This window comes from Novosphingobium sediminicola, from assembly GCF_014196525.1.
In the GTDB taxonomy this organism is placed as follows: Bacteria; Pseudomonadota; Alphaproteobacteria; order Sphingomonadales; family Sphingomonadaceae; genus Novosphingobium; species Novosphingobium sediminicola.
The window spans coordinates 289,387-306,574 of the sequence record NZ_JACIDX010000003.1 but is presented as its reverse complement, the minus strand read 5'-3'; the positions used below and the strand labels follow the sequence as shown (position 1 = coordinate 306,574).

Annotated in this window: 14 protein-coding genes; 9 read left to right on the top strand and 5 right to left on the bottom strand. The window is 63.8% G+C overall.

Annotated elements, in window-relative coordinates; all coding sequences use genetic code 11:
* The first annotated feature begins 162 nt into the window (after positions 1-162).
* From GGR38_RS05545 to GGR38_RS05525, 5 genes are all read left to right on the top strand, one after another.
* Positions 163-2,211: a hydantoinase/oxoprolinase family protein gene (locus tag GGR38_RS05545; protein WP_183623506.1), complete on the top strand. Its 2,049-nt coding sequence runs from the start codon at positions 163-165 to the stop codon at positions 2,209-2,211.
* Positions 2,212-2,227: 16 nt separating this feature from the next.
* Positions 2,228-4,090, top strand: a complete 1,863-nt coding sequence (locus tag GGR38_RS05540) for a hydantoinase B/oxoprolinase family protein (RefSeq protein WP_183623505.1) — start codon at positions 2,228-2,230, stop codon at positions 4,088-4,090.
* 62 nt (positions 4,091-4,152) lie between these two features.
* Positions 4,153-5,007 (top strand): isocitrate lyase/PEP mutase family protein, encoded by an 855-nt coding sequence (locus GGR38_RS05535; RefSeq protein WP_183623503.1) that lies wholly within the window; start codon positions 4,153-4,155, stop codon positions 5,005-5,007.
* Positions 5,008-5,011: 4 nt separating this feature from the next.
* Complete coding sequence (locus GGR38_RS05530) at positions 5,012-6,130, top strand: zinc-binding dehydrogenase (protein ID WP_183623502.1); 1,119 nt, start codon at positions 5,012-5,014, stop codon at positions 6,128-6,130.
* Between the two features lie 113 nt (positions 6,131-6,243).
* The gene (locus GGR38_RS05525; RefSeq protein WP_172340469.1) at positions 6,244-7,038 is read left to right on the top strand and encodes an IclR family transcriptional regulator domain-containing protein; all 795 of its coding nucleotides are present in this window, start codon (positions 6,244-6,246) and stop codon (positions 7,036-7,038) included.
* 35 nt (positions 7,039-7,073) lie between these two features.
* Here the strand turns inward: GGR38_RS05525 and GGR38_RS05520 are convergent, their stop codons facing one another.
* The 4 genes from GGR38_RS05520 to GGR38_RS05505 form a co-directional block, all read right to left on the bottom strand.
* Positions 7,074-8,576 (bottom strand): aldehyde dehydrogenase family protein, encoded by a 1,503-nt coding sequence (locus GGR38_RS05520; protein ID WP_183623499.1) that lies wholly within the window; start codon positions 8,574-8,576, stop codon positions 7,074-7,076.
* A complete protein-coding gene (locus tag GGR38_RS05515; RefSeq protein WP_183623497.1) occupies positions 8,573-9,724 on the bottom strand; it encodes an FAD-dependent monooxygenase in 1,152 nt (383 codons plus the stop codon). Before GGR38_RS05515 ends, GGR38_RS05520 begins: the two co-directional genes overlap by 4 nt.
* Positions 9,721-10,647, bottom strand: a complete 927-nt coding sequence (locus GGR38_RS05510; protein WP_183623495.1) for a polysaccharide deacetylase family protein — start codon at positions 10,645-10,647, stop codon at positions 9,721-9,723. Before GGR38_RS05510 ends, GGR38_RS05515 begins: the two co-directional genes overlap by 4 nt.
* A 101-nt stretch (positions 10,648-10,748) precedes the next feature.
* On the bottom strand, positions 10,749-12,203 hold the full coding sequence (locus GGR38_RS05505; RefSeq protein WP_183623493.1) for a flavin monoamine oxidase family protein: 1,455 nt from the start codon (positions 12,201-12,203) through the stop codon (positions 10,749-10,751).
* A gap of 236 nt (positions 12,204-12,439) precedes the next feature.
* Between GGR38_RS05505 and GGR38_RS05500 the strand changes: the two genes are divergently transcribed.
* From GGR38_RS05500 to GGR38_RS05485, 4 genes are read left to right on the top strand one after another with little or no spacing between them, the layout of a single operon-like run.
* Complete coding sequence (locus tag GGR38_RS05500) at positions 12,440-13,444, top strand: alpha/beta fold hydrolase (protein ID WP_183623491.1); 1,005 nt, start codon at positions 12,440-12,442, stop codon at positions 13,442-13,444.
* A 13-nt stretch (positions 13,445-13,457) separates the two neighbouring features.
* On the top strand, positions 13,458-14,882 hold the full coding sequence (leuC, locus tag GGR38_RS05495) for a 3-isopropylmalate dehydratase large subunit (protein WP_183623489.1): 1,425 nt from the start codon (positions 13,458-13,460) through the stop codon (positions 14,880-14,882).
* Positions 14,879-15,502, top strand: a complete 624-nt coding sequence (leuD, locus tag GGR38_RS05490; RefSeq protein WP_183623487.1) for a 3-isopropylmalate dehydratase small subunit — start codon at positions 14,879-14,881, stop codon at positions 15,500-15,502. The genes leuC and leuD overlap by 4 nt, the downstream gene beginning before the upstream one ends.
* Positions 15,499-16,128, top strand: coding sequence for an isochorismatase family protein (locus tag GGR38_RS05485; protein WP_183623484.1), 630 nt, complete (start codon positions 15,499-15,501; stop codon positions 16,126-16,128). The genes leuD and GGR38_RS05485 overlap by 4 nt, the downstream gene beginning before the upstream one ends.
* Here GGR38_RS05485 and GGR38_RS05480 read toward each other — a convergent pair.
* Complete coding sequence (locus tag GGR38_RS05480; protein WP_183623482.1) at positions 16,115-17,077, bottom strand: VOC family protein; 963 nt, start codon at positions 17,075-17,077, stop codon at positions 16,115-16,117. The genes GGR38_RS05485 and GGR38_RS05480 overlap by 14 nt on opposite strands.
* Positions 17,078-17,188: the final 111 nt, after the last annotated feature.

Genomic DNA, 17,188 nt, shown 5'->3' with positions numbered 1-17,188 from the left:
ATAGTCCGCGCCCAAAGCCGGGCCAAGCGCGGCGATTGCGTTACGCCTTCACCCCATTGGCGCTGACGATCACGTCACAGCCTTAGAGCATCTGGAACCGGCAGGCCAAGGCCCCAGGCCAACAGCCGCCGGCACATGAAACCAAAGGAAGCCGGGGAAAATATGACCTACCGATTGGGTGTAGACGTTGGAGGGACCTTCACCGACCTCCTGCTTTTCGACCAGACCAGCGGCAAATTCTGGCGCCACAAGACGCCTTCGACGCCGCATGACAGTTCGGAAGGCATCCTGAACGGCGTGACCGCGATTTGCGAGAAGGCCGGGATCAGCCCTTCGGATGTGGAATTCTTCCTGCATGGCACGACGGTGGCCACCAATGCCGTGCTGGAGGGCAAGGGCGCGCGCGTGGGCCTGATCACCACGCAGGGCTATCGTCAGGTGATGCAGATCGCGCGGTCCTTTGTGCCGGGCGGCCTGGCGGGATGGATCGTATGGCCCAAGCCCGAACCGCTGGCCGCGCTTCAGGATACGCTGGAAATCGCCGGGCGCATGGATGCCGATGGCGTGGAAATCAGCCCCATCGACGATGCCGAAATTCGCGCCGTGCTGACGCAATTGCGCGATGCGGGCGTGCAGGCGCTGACCGTTTCGCTCGTCAATGCCTATCTCAACGGCGCGCATGAAAAGCGCGTGGGCGAACTGGCGGCTGAAATCATGCCCGATGTTCCGGTGTCGCTGAGCCACGAAGTCCTGCCCGAAATGCAGGAATATGAGCGCACGCTGACCACCGTTGCCAATGCCAGCGTCCGCCCGGTGATGCGCCGCTATGTCCGCAACCTGCGCGACAAGCTGCGCGGGGCGGGCATGGCCGGTTCGCTCAGCCTGCTGCGTTCTGACGGCGGGTTGATGTCGTCGGAAAAGTCGGAAGAGCATCCCGTCTCGCTCCTGATGTCGGGTCCGGCAGGCGGCGTCACCGGCGCGATTTGGGTCGGCAAGAATTCGGGCATCAGGAACATCCTGACGCTGGACGTAGGCGGCACCAGCACCGACGTCGCGCTGATCGAAGGGCTTGAGGCACGCCGCCAGCGCGACACCGAAGTGGGGCATTTGAAGGTCCGCGCCTCGGCGTTGGACGTGAAGACCGTGGGCGCGGGCGGCGGCTCGATCGCCTATGTGCCCGAATTGACCAAAGCCCTGCGTGTCGGCCCGCAATCGGCGGGCGCTGTACCCGGTCCCGTGGCCTATCAGAAGGGCGGCACGCTGCCGACCGTGACGGACGCCAATGTGGTTCTGGGCTATCTGCCCGAAAACCTGCTGGGCGGCACGTTCCAGCTTGACCGCGAAGGCGCGAAGAAGGCGGTGCAGACCATCGCCGACGCGCTGGGCATTGGCCTGATGGAGGCCGCGCGCGGCATCATCGACATTGTGAACGAGAACATGTTCGGCGCGCTGCGCATGATCTCGGTGCAGCAGGGCTATGACCCGCGCGACTTTGCGCTGATGGGCTTTGGCGGGGCGGGTCCGCTCCATGTCAACGCCGTGGCGCGTCTGATGGGTTCGTGGCCTGCGGTCTCGCCGGTTTCGCCGGGCGTGCTGTGCGCTCTGGGCGATGCCACCACGCGGATGCGCACGGAAACGGCGCGCAGCTTCTCCAAGCGCGTGGCCGATACGGCGGAAGAAGACGTGATCGCCGTTCTCGACGAAATGGCGCGCCAGACCCGCGCCGAACTGCTGGCCGAAGGGATCAACGAGGCCGACATCACCAGCCAGTTCGAACTGGACGTGCGCTATGAAGGTCAGGCCTTTGAAGTGCCGCTCTCCATCGACCCGGAAACGCTGCGCCGCGATGGCCTCAAGGCTGTCACCGACCGTTTTGATGCCGAACACCTGCGTCTTTTCACCTTCAACATGGATTCGGCCCACGAGCTGGTGAACCTGCGCGCGGTGGCCATGGGGCCTGCGCTCGATCTGCCTGCGCCCGAATTGCCCGCATCGGACGGCAATCTGGACCGCGCCAAGATCCGCGACCATCAATTGTGGGCCGATGGCGCGATGGTGCCCGCCGCGATCTATGACCGCGCGCTGCTGCAATCGGGCGATGTCATCCCCGGCCCCGCCATCGTCGTCGAAATGGACTCCACCACGCTGATCGAGGCGGGCTGTAACGGCACCGTCGATCACGTCGGCAACATCCTCATCAACCTCGCCTGAGAAGGAGGCAAACAACATGCCCGCACAGATCATTCAGGCCAATGAAACGCCTTTTGCCACCGTGGCCGTTGATCCGGTTACGCTCGACATCATCGAAAACGCCCTGCGCAACGCCCGTATCGAAATGGACGCCACGCTGGTGCGCACCGCCATGTCGCCCGGCATCCGCGAACAGGGCGACGCCTTCCCGCTGATCGCCGACTATCAGGGCCGCATGATCGTCGGCCAGTTCGGCAGCTATATCGGCCCCTTCCTCGAAGGGTTCGAGGGCACGGTCGAGGATGGCGATCTGATCTTCCTGTCCGACCCCTATTCGGTGGGCGGGGCGATCTCGCACTGCAACGACTGGCTGGTGCTGCTGCCCGTGTTCAAGGACGGGCGCCTGATCGCCTATACCTCGATGTTCGGCCATCAGAGCGACATTGGCGGCATGGTGCCCGGATCGATGCCGATCCACGCCACGTCGATCTTTCAGGAAGGCGTGCGCATCCCGCCCGTCAAGATCTGGAAGAAGGGCGTTTACAACGAAGACCTCATCAAGCTGGTCATGCATCAGAGCCGCACGGCCGACTGGTGCAAGGCGGACCTTAACGCGCTGATCGCATCATGCCGCGTGGCCGCCGCCCGCGTGGTGGAAATGGCCGCCCGCTTTGGCGATGACATGTTCACCTCGGCCACCGACCTGCTGCTCGAACGCAATTACCGCGCGATGAAGCATCTGATCGAAACCTCGATCGGCGAGGACAAGGTCAGCTTCGAGGATTACATCTGCGACGATGGCATGGGCTATGGCCCGTATAAGATCAAATGCACGATGTGGCGCGAAAATGGCCGCGTGGTGCTTGATTTCGACGGCACCGATCCGCAGTCGAAGGCCTCGATCAACATGTTCCTGAACGAGAACATGATGCGCATGTTCTTCGGCATCTACATGATCATGATCTTTGATCCGCAGATCCTGTTCAACGACGGCTATTACGACCTCATCGATGTCCGCATCCCCGAAGGTTCGCTGCTCAAGCCCAAGTTCCCCGCCGCATTGTCGGGCCGCACCCACGTTCTGGGCCGCCTGTTCGACATCCTTGGCGGGCTGCTGGGGCAAAAGACGCCGGAATTCCTCAACGCTGCGGGCTTCTCGTCCTCGCCGCACCTGTTCTATGCGGGCACGGACAAGAACGGCAAGTGGTTCCAGCTTTTCCAGATCGGCTTTGGCGGCATTCCGGGCCGCCCGATGGGCGACGGGCCGGACGGGCATTCGCTCTTCCCCGGCTTTACCAATGTGCCCAACGAGTTCCTCGAACGCTATTTCCCGCTGATCATCGAACGTTATGAAACGGTCGCCGATTCGGGCGGCGCGGGCCTGCATCGCGGCGGCAATGGCATCGACATGGTCTATCGCTTTCTTGAAGACGGCGTGATCGCCATCCATGACGACCGCTGGTTCGTGCCGCCTTGGGGCGTGAACGGCGGCGAACCGGGCGCCCGCGCGCGCAAGGTTCTGGTCAAGAAGGACGGCACCGAGATCGTCGTCGGCAACAAGCTGGAGGATTATCCGGTGGAGGCGGGCGATCGCCTGCACTTCATCACCTGGGGCGGCGGCGGCTGGGGCGACCCGCTGGACCGCGATCCCGCGCTGCTGGCCAAGGAATTGACGCAGGGGCTGGTGACCGAAAAGGGTGCGCTGCGCTATGGCGTGGTGCTGGTCGATGGCGCGGTGGATGCCGCCGCCACCGAGACTCTGCGCGCCAAAATGCGCGCCGAGCGCGGCCCCATCGAAACCTTCAACTTTGGCCCGGACCTCGAAACGCTGCGCGCCAATTGCCTTGCCGAGACCGGCCTGCCCGCGCCGCAGGCGCCCAAGTGGGGCACCGTCGGCTAAAACCTATCCGGCCCCGAAGGCACAGGCTTTCGGGGCCACCCAAAAATCGCAGGAAGAACATAATGGCCAATCCCATCCTTCGCCAAAAGCTGGAAAGCGGCAAATTCTTCGTCGTGCCCGGCATTCAGGACATGATCACGGCGGCCATCGCCAACAAGGTCGGCTTCGACATCGTCTATGGCACCGGCTACTGGCTGACGGCCAGCGCATGGGGCCTGCCCGACGCGGGCATCGCCACCTATACCGAAATGCTCAACCGCATGGCCACGCTGGTGCGCACCAGCGACAGCGCGGTGATCGCCGATGGCGACACCGGCTATGGCGGGCTGCTCAATGTGCATCACACGGTCAAGGGCTATGAGGCCGCGGGCGTCACCTGCATCCAGCTCGAAGATCAGGAATTCCCCAAGAAGTGCGGCCACACGCCCTTCCGCCGCTGCATCCCGGTCGAGGATATGGTCGACAAGATCAAGGTGGCGGTGGACGCGCGCGAGAGCGAGGACTTCCTCATCATCGCCCGCAGCGATGCGCGCCAGAGCGAAGGTTTCGACGCCCTGATGCGCCGCATGGAAGCCTATGACAAGGCCGGCGCCCATGTCATCTTCCCCGAAGCGCTGGAAAGCGAAGAGGAAATGGCCAAGGCCTGCGCCCTGTTTGACAAGCCGGTGATGGCCAATATGGCCAATGGCGGTTCGACCCCCATCCCCAACGCCAGCGTGCTGGAAGAGATCGGCTATGCCTATGCCATCTATCCCTCGCTGACCTCGCTGGTGGCGGCCACCGCCATGGAAAAGTGCCTGCGCGATCTCAAGGATCACGGCATTGGCGAGCCGGACGGTATTTTCAATTTCAAGGAATTCTGCGGCCTGATCGGCTTCAACGAAGTCTGGGATTTTGAAAAGAAGTGGGCAAAGTAAGACCATGAGCCAGACCATCACCGCCGCCGTGCTGACCCAGAGCGGCAACAACCCCGCCCCCTATAGCACGGGCAAACCGCTGGACGTGAAACCGGTGGAACTGGCCAATCCTCTGCCCGGCGAATTGCTGGTGCGGATTGATGCGGCGGGCCTGTGCCATTCGGATCTGTCGGTCATCAACGGGGATCGCCCCCGCCCGATGCCGATGGCGCTGGGGCATGAGGCGGCGGCGACGGTGCTGGCCCTTGGTGATCCCGACGAGCGCGGGATCGCGGTGGGCGACCGGGTGGTGCTGGTGTTCCTGCCTTCCTGCGGCCAATGCGTCGCGTGTCAGTCAGGCGAGGGATACCTCTGCCCGAACGGCGCGGCGGCCAATGGGCGGGGCGAATTGATGCGCGGAGGGCATCGCCTGTCATGCGATGGCGCGCATATCCATCATCATCTCGGCGTTTCGGCCTTTGCCAGCCACGCCGTGGTGGACCGGCGCAGCGTGGTGAAGGTGGACGCCGACATTCCGCCCGAAACCGCCGCTTTGTTCGGCTGCGCGGTGTTGACCGGGGTGGGCGCGGTGATGAACACGGCCGCCGTCCGTCCGGGTGAAAGCGTGCTGATCTACGGGCTTGGCGGGGTTGGCCTTGCCGCGCTGCTGGGCGCTTTGGCCTCTGGTGCGCAGCCTGTCTATGCGGTCGATCCCAGCGCGGAGAAGCGCGCGCTTGCGCTGGAACTGGGCGCGGCGGGCGCCTTTGCCCCGGGCGAGGAAGAGGCCGCGCGCGGGGCGGATGTGGTCGTCGAAACCGTGGGCAAGGCCGCCGTGCTGGCCACGGCCTATCAAGCGGCGCGGCGCGGGGGGCGGATTGTGACGGTCGGCCTGCCCAATCCGGGCGAATCGCTCTCGATCAACGCGCTCAGCCTGGTGGCCGATGGCAAGACTTTGATGGGCAGCTATATGGGTTCCTCAATCCCCTCGCGCGATATTCCGCGCTATGTCGCCCTGTGGCGCGCAGGTCGCCTGCCGGTGGAAAAGCTGCTTACCTCGATCAGCCCGCTGTCCGAAATCAACAGCTTGATGGACAAATTGGCCAGCGGCGCAGCCATTCGGCAGGTGGTTATTCCGGGGGCGTAAATGGATATACGTCAGACTGCGTATCCGCCTGTCGGATAAACTGGCGTCCTTTTCGGAAAAATGACAATCTCCTGACACTCTGGCGACAATAGAGTTTCACGGGAGAAACGGTCATGGAAAAGGGTGTCCCCATTCGGTCGATCACGCGGTCAATCGCTGCGCTGAAGGCCATCAATCGTCACGGCTCGCTTTCGATGATGGAAATCGCGAAGGCGAGTCAGGTGCCCTATCCCACCGCCTGCCGCATCGTGCAGACGCTGCTGTATGAGGGCCTGATCGAACAGGAGCCGGCCCGCAAGCGTTACCGCGCCACCGCGCTGGTGCAGACGCTGGCCACCGGGTTTCAGCATGACGATGAACTGGTGCGCATCGCGCGGCCCCATATCGTGGCGCTGACGCGGCGGGTGGGCTGGCCGGTGTCGGTGGCGATCCGGGTGGGGCGCGACATGATGCTGCGCGATTCCACCCATGCCAATTCCTCGCTGACTTTCGAACATTACTATCCCGGCTTCACCCTGCCCATTCTGGACAGCGCATCGGGCAAGGTGTCGATGGCCTTTGCCGATGACGAAGATCGCGAGATGATCCTGCGCTTTATGCGCGTCTCGCAGGATATCGACCTCAACTATCTGGCGACCGCCGAGGTCGGCCTCGATGTCGAACGCATCCGCGCCGAAGGCTATGCGGTGCAGGGGCGCAATCACCACAATCTGACGCCGGGCAAGACCTCGTCCATCGCCGTGCCGGTGTTCCGCAACGGCCATTTCGAAGCGGCGATCACGCTGGCTTTCTTCGTGGCCGCGATGAAGCTGTCGACCGCGCTCGAACGCTATCTCGACGATCTGAAGGCCACCGCTGCGGCCATCAGCCACGATCTGTCCAATGGCGCCCCGGTGGGCAGCGCATAAACAAAAGGGGCGGGAATTACCCCGCCCCTTTCCGATTAAAGCCGTGCCGTCACGGCCTTGGTTTCGAGATAGGCGTCCAGCCCTTCCCGCCCAAATTCGCGGCCCCATCCCGATTGGCCAAAGCCGCCGAACGGGATGTTCGTCCCCACCGCCCCGTGGCAATTGATCGAGACATGGCCCGCGCGGATGCGCTTGACCATGCGATGCGCGGTGGACAGATCGCTGGTCCACACGCTGCCCGACAGGCCGAAGGGCGTGTCATTGGCAAGGTCGGCAATGGCGTCCAGATCGGTCGTGGCAAATTTCTGTACCGCCATGACGGGGCCAAAGATTTCATCGTGCACGATCGACATATCGGGGCGGCAATCGGCAAAGATCGTGGGCGGAATGAAATTGCCGGGACGATCCAGCTTTTCCCCACCGCAGACCAGCGTGGCCCCCGCCGCCTTACCCGCCTCGATGTAACCCATCACCTTGGCGCTGTGCGCGTCCGAGATCATCGGCCCCTGCATCGTGGCCGGGTCCAGCCCGTGGCCCAGCTTCATACCTGCCGCAAAGGCGGCCACGCCCTCGACCAGCGCGTCGTGGACCGCCTCATGCGCAAAGATGCGCGTGCCCGCCATGCAGTTCTGGCCCTGAAGGAAGAAGGTGGCCAGCGCGACGCCCGGCACGGCCAGCGCCAGATCGGCGTCCGGCATCACCACCACCGGCGATTTGCCGCCCAGTTCAAGGCTGACCTTTTTGAGGTTGCCAAGGGCCGCCTGCACGATCTTCTTGCCTGTCACGGTCGATCCGGTGAAGCTGATCTTGTCCACCCCCGGATGCGCCGCCAGCGCCGCGCCGCAATCCCCGCCAAAACCATTGACGATATTGACCACGCCCGCCGGGAAACCGGCATCCAGAATCATCTGCCCCAGCGCCAGCACCGAGAGCGGGGTTTCCTCGCTGGGCTTCATCACCACGGTGCAACCCGCCGCCAGCGCAGGCGCCAGCTTCAGGATGGCAGTAGAAAGCGGCACGTTCCACGGCACGATCAGCCCGGCAACGCCCACCGGTTCGCGCAGAGTATAGGTCAGCGCCTCGGTTTCGGCGGCGATATGGCGCGGGGGGGCGGTGGTGGTGCCCTCGATCCGCATCACGGCGCCCGCGTAATAATCGACCATTTCCACGCAATTGGCCGTGGTCAGCCCGGCGATGAAACCGGGCATACCATTGTCGACAATGTCCAGCTCGGTCAAAAGGCGCGCATTGGCCTCCATGATCCGGGCAAGACGGAACAGGATCGCAGTGCGGTCCGAAACCGTCATCCGCCCCCATGCACCGTGAAAGGCGCGACGGGCGGCGGCCACGGCGGCGTCCACTTCGGCCGCGCCGCCGGTGGCGAAACGGGCCAGTTCAAGGCCAGTGGCCGGGTCGCGCGTGACATGCTCGCCGCTGCCGTCGACCCATGCGCCGTCGATCAGCAGGCGGTGCTGCCCACCCAGAAAGGCGGCGGTTTCGGGGGCGATGGCGTGGCCATCAAAGGGCAACACGTTCATACCTCCACCTTGCGCGGGTCATACAGGAACAGGCCGAGCGATTCCTCGTCCTTCATGCCTTCAAGGCCGAAGAAATCGGTGTTCTGCCCCTGCATCCGATCAGCATTGGCATTCGATTCCTGCTGGATGAAGGTCGCCCGTTCGTGGCGGGCCTTCTCATAGCGGGCAAGGCCTTCGACAGCGGAATCCGAGGCGGCCAGCGCACGGGCCAACACCACCGCATCCTCGATACCGCAGGCCGCGCCATGGCCAAGGAACGGCGTCATCGCATGAGCCGCATCGCCGATCAGCGTGACATTGCCGTCCAGAACCCAGGTCGGCATCGGCTTGCGCGCATTGATCGCCCATTTGAACATGGGCTGTGCCATCGCCGCTTTGAGCAGACGCTGCGCATCCTCACACCAATGGCCATAGATCGCCTGAAGTTCTTCGGGATCGGCGGGCGTCATCCAGCCTTCCTGATTCCAGCCTTCCTGCCGGGCGAAGAAGACGAAGTTCATCACCTTCGAGCCGCGAACATTATAGCGGTTCATCATTGCGCCAGGGCCGATGATAATGCCGGGGAAGTCGGAAAGATCCTGAATTTCCGGCGTCACCGGCACAAGGCAGCGCCATGCGACATGGCCGGTGAAATGCGGGGCATCGTCACCAAAGCGCTGGCGGATAGTGCTCTTCACACCATCGGCGCCAATCAACACATCCGCGCTGAATTGCCGCCCATCGGCCAGCGTCACCGTCGTTCCCTCGCTGGATACGACAGCAGCCCCGGCGATCATTTCCACCCCGGCGCGCTCGGCCGCACGGGTCATCACCCCGTGCAGATCGGCCCGGTGAACAGTGATGTAGGGCGCGCCATATTTCTCGCGCTGGGTCGAGCGGTCAAACGCCACCAGCGTGCGCCCGTCCTGCCAGTGCTGGATGCGCTGGCGGGTGGGTTCGACCGCAACGGCGGCGGCTTCCTCGCAGATGCCGATGAAATCCAGCCCCTTCATGGCGTTGGGCGTCAGCGTCAGGCCCGCGCCGATCTCGCCGAACTGGGGCGCGGATTCGAGCAGCGTCACCTTGAAACCCTGCTGGGCCAGCGCGGCCGAGGCAGTCATGCCCGCCACGCCCCCGCCAACGATCAGGATGGTCTGCGGCTTGCTCACTTTGCACCGCCTTCAAGCTGGCCGGGAATGTGGCTCTCGTGATTGGCCAGATACCATTCCGCGATCTCTTCGCGCGTGGCCCACCACACGCCGGGCAGGCTCTTGGCATGTTCGATGAATTCACGCAGCGCACGCACGCGATGGGCGCGGCCCGAAACATGCGGATGCAGGCCGACATTCATGATCCGCCCGGTCTTGGCGCCCTCGGCATAAAGCACGTCGAGCTCCTCGATCAGCGCATCGCGGAACTGATCGGTGGTGAAGTTCTTGCGCGTGATAAAGGTGAAATCGTTGATTTCATTAGAATAGGGCACCGAGACGATCGGCCCGTTGGGCGTCTTCAGCAGATAGGGCTGATCGTCATTCATGATGTCGCAGTAGAATTTGCAGCCATATTCGGCCAGAATGTCCGCCGTCTGCATCGTCCCGCGCAAGGACGACGAGAGCCAGCCCTTCGACTTGCGACCGGTGTATTTCTCGAACTGGTCGAGGCTGCGCAGGATGATGTCGCGCTCTTTCTCCGGCTGATGCGCGAAACTGGTCAGCAATTCGCCCTGTTCCCAATTATGCGTCAGCAATTCCCAACCGCGTTCAAGGCAGGCATCGGTCATCGCCTTGCGCCGCTCAAACGTCACGGCATTGGTGGTGCAGCTTGCCTTGACGCCCAGTTCGTCGAACAGGTCATAGAGACGCCAGATGCCCACCCGCTGGCCATATTCGCGCCAGGTGAAATTGGGAAAGTCCGGCGTGTTGCCGGGCAGGACATCGGGCAGGATCGCCGGGCCGCCCGCATAATAGGGCTTGTCGGTATCCTTGGTCAGATCCCACGTCTCAAGGTTGAAGGTCAGGATCAGCGCCACCCGCGCGCCATTCGGCCATTTCAGAGGCTGGCGGGCGGGAAGGGGAATGTAATCATAGTCCATGAGACGTTACTCGCTTGGCAAAATATGGTGCGACACAAACATTATTGAGCCTCCGCGCCCATCGGCAAGGGCTGACTCTCCGCAATGCGAACAAATGCGCATCAGGCCGACAAGACCTCCAGCGCGACGCGTTCGGAGGATTCCAGCGCGCCTTCCAATCCGCGCGCGCCGGTTGCGGTATGCTCGCCGCAGAAATGCAGACGGCCCGCCGGCTTGCCGATCTCGGTCATCACGCCCGCCACCTGTCCGGGGCTAAAATAGGCCCAGTCGCCCTGATTGAAGCGCTCGCCTACCCAACTGAAATAGGCCGCGCCGCGCAATTTGCCCTTGGTCGACGGACGGATCGCCTCGATCCCGGCGATGATCGTCGCCATCGCCGCCTCCTTGCCCATACCGTCCCAATAATGCGCCATCGCGCCGCGCGCCTGCACGGTAAAGCCGGTGATTTCCTCCGGCGTTGCGCCGAAACGCTGGGGCGTCACCACGCCGGTCACGCCATCGGTCCACATGCCGGGCGCAGCCTTGTCCTCTTCCCAGAACGGCGCGGTGGCGGTCAGGAAAGCGATGGACAAAGGCTGATAGGGCATGGTGGCCACGGCGCGCGCCTGAACCCCCGACAGGCCGGGCATCACATGCACATGACGCAGTGTCGAGAAGGGCAGCGAGGAGATGACCCTTCCGGCCACATGCACCGAACCATCGGCGCAGGTAACGGTGGCATTGGTGGCGGTGGTCTCGATCGCCACCACTTCCTTGCCCAGCAACAGATCGCCTTTCAGCATTTTGGCCATGGCGATGGGCAGGTTGAGATTGCCGCCCTTGACCGCCAGCGACTTGATCCCGGCCGCGATCTGCGCCTTCACAAAGCCATCGTTATATTCCAGCATCAGCGCCGAAACATCATAGGCATTGCTGCCGTAATAGGGCGAGACATCATTGGCCAGATGGATCGCCTGATCCGACAGGCCCTGCGCCTTGAGCCATTCATAGAGGGAAATATCGAGCGGGGCGTTGGCCGCATCGGCCCACTGGGTCCAGTCTTTAAGCCGCGTGTTTTTCGCGATCAGAACATTGACCAGTTCGGCGGGCATGAAAGTCTTCATCGCATCGGGGAAAGGGTTGCCCGGATGCTTGGCCCATTCCTCGCGGCTGAGCAGCTTGCCGTTGATGTAAAGCCCCGGCGCCCCGCCAATGCGATAGCGCGCGCCCACTTCCTCCAGCGTCACGCCCGCGCGCGCCGCCGCGTCAATGCCGCGCCCATAGCCTTCGGCCATGGAGTTGAAGCCCATTTCGGGATAGCCGGGCTGATCCATCAGCGTCATGATCCGCCCGCCCACGCGTTGGCGGCCCTCCAGCACGGTAACTTTCAGCCCCTGCTGTTCAAGCAGCCATGCTGTGTTCAGCCCCGAAATCCCCGCGCCCAGCACGATCACATCGGTGCCGCGCGGGGCTGCGGGCTTGGCCGCCTTGGCCGCTGCGCGCGCCATCGCGGGCGTGGCCGCCATCAGGCCCGCCATGCCAAGGCCAAGGGTAAATCCGCGCCGGTCAACGCCCATCTTCAAACTCCACGAAATGCCTGCCCGCAATGCACACTTTGGCCACCGCCCTGTCGATCCACCCCCGGCCCGTCACCACCTGTCGGATAGCGCACTTTCCGTTTCGGAAATCCTCGCAGATTGCCATCATCATGCCTCATGCAAAGGAGGCCTGTGCCGTCGGGGACCTGCCGCCTTGTGGCAAAGCCTGCGCGCGCTGATAAGGCGCAGGACTGTTATAAATGGTGGAGAAAGCGATGAAGTGCCTGCGCCCAGTTCTGTTGGTCGGCTCAATGCTGGCGGCCTGCATTGTTTCACCGCTGGCCCATGCCCAGAGCGCGCCCGCTGTGGCCGCTGTGGCCGCTGTGGCCGCCGCCCACCCCTATCTCTCGGTCGAACAATTGCGCGCCAAATACCGCGATGCGGCCAGTCGCTTCATGACGATCAAGGGCGTTGAGGTCCATTACAAGGATGAAGGCCCACGCAATGCGCCTGTCCTCTATATGGTCCATGGCTCGGTTTCCACGCTGCGCACTTGGGATGTCGTCACCGCACGGCTGAAATCGCGCTATCGCATCATCCGTTTCGACATTCCCGGCTATGGCCTGTCGGGCCGGATCTCCGATGATGTTGCGCAGAATGTCCAGCCGGTCGAGATCGCCGAAGGGCTGCTCGACGCGTTGAAAGTAAAAAAGGTAACGTTCGTCGGCGTGTCGAGCGGCGGCACCATGGGCATGTATCTGGCCGCCAAGCGCCCCGAACTGGTCGAACGGCTGATCCTGTCGAACACGCCCAGCGATCCGGTCGACACCAGCCATCTGGTGATGCCCAAGAGCTTCGTTGACGGGATCGCCCGCGCCAAGGCTAACGGGGGCTTTAACGACCGCCCCTACTGGGACGATTATCTGGGCTATTTCGCGGGCGATCCCAAGCGGATCAGCAAGAAAACCCGCGACGAATATTACGATTTCAACCGCCGCACGCCGGAAAAATACCCTATCGCGCTGGTCGCCCGGATCGGCGACGGCAAACAGGCCACGATCGAAATGGCCAAGGTCAAGGCGCCCACTTTCCTCATCTGGGGCGCGGGCGATCCGTTGCTGCCCGAAATCGCGGCCAACCATATCGCGCGATATCTGTCCAACGCCACGATCAGCCGCGTGCTGATGCCTGACGTTGGCCATTATCCCCCGCTAGAAGTGGGCGACCGCTTTGCCCAACTGATCGCCGCCTATGTCGAGGCCGGCACCCCCAAACTTTGAGAATGATCCGACAATGACCGCCACCACGCTCTATGAAAAGCTGTGGAACGCCCATGCCGTGGCCGAATTGCCCGGCGGCGAGACGCTGCTCTATATCGACCGCCAGATCCTGCATGAGGTTTCCAGCCCGCAGGCCTTTGTCGCCATGCGCGATGCGGGCCGCCAATTGCGCCGCCCGCAAACGCATATCGCCGTGGTCGACCATGCCGTGCCCACGCGAAGCCCGCGCGCCGACGGCATTCGCCATGGCACGATCGAGGACGCACAGGCCGCATCGCAGATTGCCGAGCTGGAAACCAATGTCCGCGATTTTGCCGTGCCCTATGCCGAACTGGACGGGGCCGAACAGGGCATTGTCCACGTGATCGGCCCGGAAAGCGGCTTTACCCTGCCCGGCACCACGATCGTCTGCGGCGACAGCCACACGACCACGCATGGCGCCTTTGGCGCGCTGGCCTTTGGGATTGGCGCATCGGAACAGGGCACGGTGATGGCCGCGCAATGCCTGCGCCAGAAACGGGCCAAGACGATGCGGATCGAGCTGTCCGGCACGCGCCATCCGCTGGTCTTTGCCAAGGACATTGCCCTTGCCATCATCGCCCGGATCGGCGCGGATGGCGCGGCGGGCCATGCGGTGGAATTCACCGGCCCGGCCGTGCGCGCCATGAGCATGGCCGAGCGCATGACCTTGTGCAACATGATGATCGAGGCGGGCAGCCGAGTGGGCCTTGTCGCACCCGACGATGTGACCTTCGCCTTCCTCAAGGGCCGCCGTCTGGCCCCCAAGGGCGCGCTGTGGGATCAGGCCGTGGCCGCTTGGCGCGATCTGGCCAGCGATGAGGGCGCAAATTATGACCGCGTGATCGAGATCGATGTGGCCTCGCTGGTGCCGCAGGTCAGTTGGGGCACGACCCCGGACCAGACGCTGCCTGTGGATGCCGCCCTGCCCGATCCCGCCACGCTGGAGGAAGGCCCGGCGCGGCGACAGGCGGAAAAGGCGCTGGCCTATATGGGGCTGACGCCGGGACAGAGCCTGACCGACATTGCCATCACCCATGCCTTCATCGGTTCCTGCACCAACGGCCGGATCGAGGATATCCGCGCCGCTGCCGCCATCGCGCGCGGGCGCAAGGTGGCCCCCGGCATCAAGGCCATCGTCGTGCCGGGCTCTGCGGCCACCCGCGCCGCCGCCGAGGCCGAGGGGCTGGACCGCATCCTGATCGAGGCGGGGTTTGAATGGCGCCTTGCGGGCTGCTCGATGTGCGTGGCGATGAATGATGACCGCCTCAAACCGGGCGAGCGCTGCGCCAGCACCAGCAACCGCAATTTCGAGGGCCGTCAGGGTCCGGGCGGGCGCACCCATCTGATGAGCCCGGCCATGGCCGCCGCCGCCGCCATCGCGGGCCATATCGCCGATATCCGGGAGTTTGCGGCATGAGCGAGCCTTTCACCACCCTGTCGGGCAAGGCCGCGCCGATGCCCGAAGAAAATATCGACACCGATATCATCTTCCCCGCGCGCTTTCTGCTGATCACGGCCAAGGCCGGGCTGGGCCGCTATGCGTTCCATGACCGCCGGTTTGATGCCAATGGCGCGGAAATCCCCGATTACGTGCTCAATCAGGCCTCGTTCAACGCCGCACCCTTCATCGTCGCGGGGGCCAATTTCGGCTCCGGCTCCAGCCGCGAACAGGCGGTCTGGGCGATTGCGGGCCTTGGCGTGCGCTGCATCATCGCGGCGGGCTTTGGCGAGATCTTCCATTCCAATTGCCAGCGCAACGGCATCCTGCCCATCACCCTGCCCGCCCAGACAGTGGCCGAACTGATGGTGGCGGCGCAGACCGAGCAGACCTTCGCCGTCGATCTGGAAGCGCAGAGCCTGACCGTGGGCAACCGCGCCTTTGCCTTTGACATCGCCCCCGAACGCAAGCTGGCCCTGCTCAACGGCTGGGACGAGACTTCGGTCCTGCTGCATCAATATGCCGGGGCGATTGACGAATTTGAAACACGCCAGAAGGCCAGCGCGCCATGGCTCTATGCCGAGGATGATGCATCATGAGCGACGATCTGCTCGAAAATTACAAGCGCGCCTATAACACCCGCGTTGGTTTCGGGAAAAAGCCCGCGCTGGTGATGATCGACTTTTGCCGCGCCTATTTCGAACCGGACTGCGATCTCTATTGCGGCCAGCCCGTCTATGATGCCATCGAAAGCGCGCTGCGCGTGCGCGAAGTGGCCCGCAAGGCCGGGGTTCCGGTCATCCTGACCTGTGTGCAATATCATGCAAGCGGCGTGGACGGCGGACGATTTTTCGAAAAGGCCGCGCCCTTGCGCTATTTCGTCAAGGGCCATCCGATGGCCGCATGGGGTCCGGGGCTCGAACCCTTCGAGGACGAACTGGTCATCCCCAAGCAATATCCCAGCGCCTTTTTCGGTACCTCGCTGGCCAGCACGCTGACGGCCATGGGGGTGGACAGCGTGCTGCTGACCGGGCTTTCCACCAGCGGCTGCGTGCGCGCCTCCTGCGTCGATGCGATGAGCCACGGGTTCAGGACCGCCGTCATTGCCGATGCCTGCGGCGACCGGCATTCCGGCCCGCATGAGGCAAATCTGTTCGACATGAACGCCAAATATGCCGATGTGATCGACGAGGCCGAAGCCCTGGCCTATCTCAGCGGTCTTTGACCCCCGATTGAAAAGCCTCCAGCCGCGCGCCCCATGGGGTGATCGCGGCGGCGGCCATTCCGGCGGGGTGAGGCGCCCATTGCGCCATCACAGGCCCGATGATCCGGCATCCCCCCTGCGCCGCGCGCTCGATGAACTCCTCCAGATCAGTGACGGGAAAGCGCAGCGAAGCCCATCCGCGCAGCGGCGGTTCGCGGTCGGAAAAATCATGGCCGCGCAAGCCATATTCGATGATCTCGACCGAACCTTCCATCCGCCCTTCGGGGTGATAGATGCCGATCCGCATCGGGATCTGCGCGGCGAGGCCCTCAGGCAATCCCATGCAGTTGGCCCCGCTGTCCTGCGCCGCCATGCCTTGCGTTTCCTGCACCGGCAACCAGCCGAAGCAATCGCGATAGAGATGCCGCGCCGCCTCGAAATCGGGCACGACCTGGGTTGAATTGAACACGAAACTGGCCGGGCCGGAAACGCCGTCATAGCCCTGAAGCGGCGGGCGCACCCGCTCCATCAGTGCGATGCATATGCCATCGGCATCGCTGCTCACCACCTCGCGCACGGCCAGCGGGCCGAAATCCCAGTCGGTGATCGGCGCATGGGCGACAAAACCCTGCGCCACCAGCGCGCGCTGCAAAGCCTCGATATCGGGCAGGGCGCGCAGATTGATGTCGAAAATCCCGCCCGGGTCCCATGCCTGCCCGCCCTCGCGGTTCAGGCCCGCAACCGGGCCTTCCACCTGGATCAGCCGGATGCGCCCGCGCGCCACGCCGGGATGACCGATCAGGACCTCACGCGCCCCGCCCGTCAGGCCCAGCAGGGCCAGCGCCCCGGCATCCACCGGCCCCTGCGCCAGCGCCGCAAACCCTGTGGCCGCGCAGAGCCTTGCCGCGCTTGCCCCGGCATCGGCCACGATGGCCACCACTTCTTCGAAACCATTGTCCAGTGCGATCATGGGCCAAGGCTGCGCTTCCTGCTCCCCGCTCTGCAACGACCGATCGCCACAATTCCGCCCATCGGATAGACCGCGCAAAGCGCGCCCATGCGTCCGCGCCTTCCATAGCCT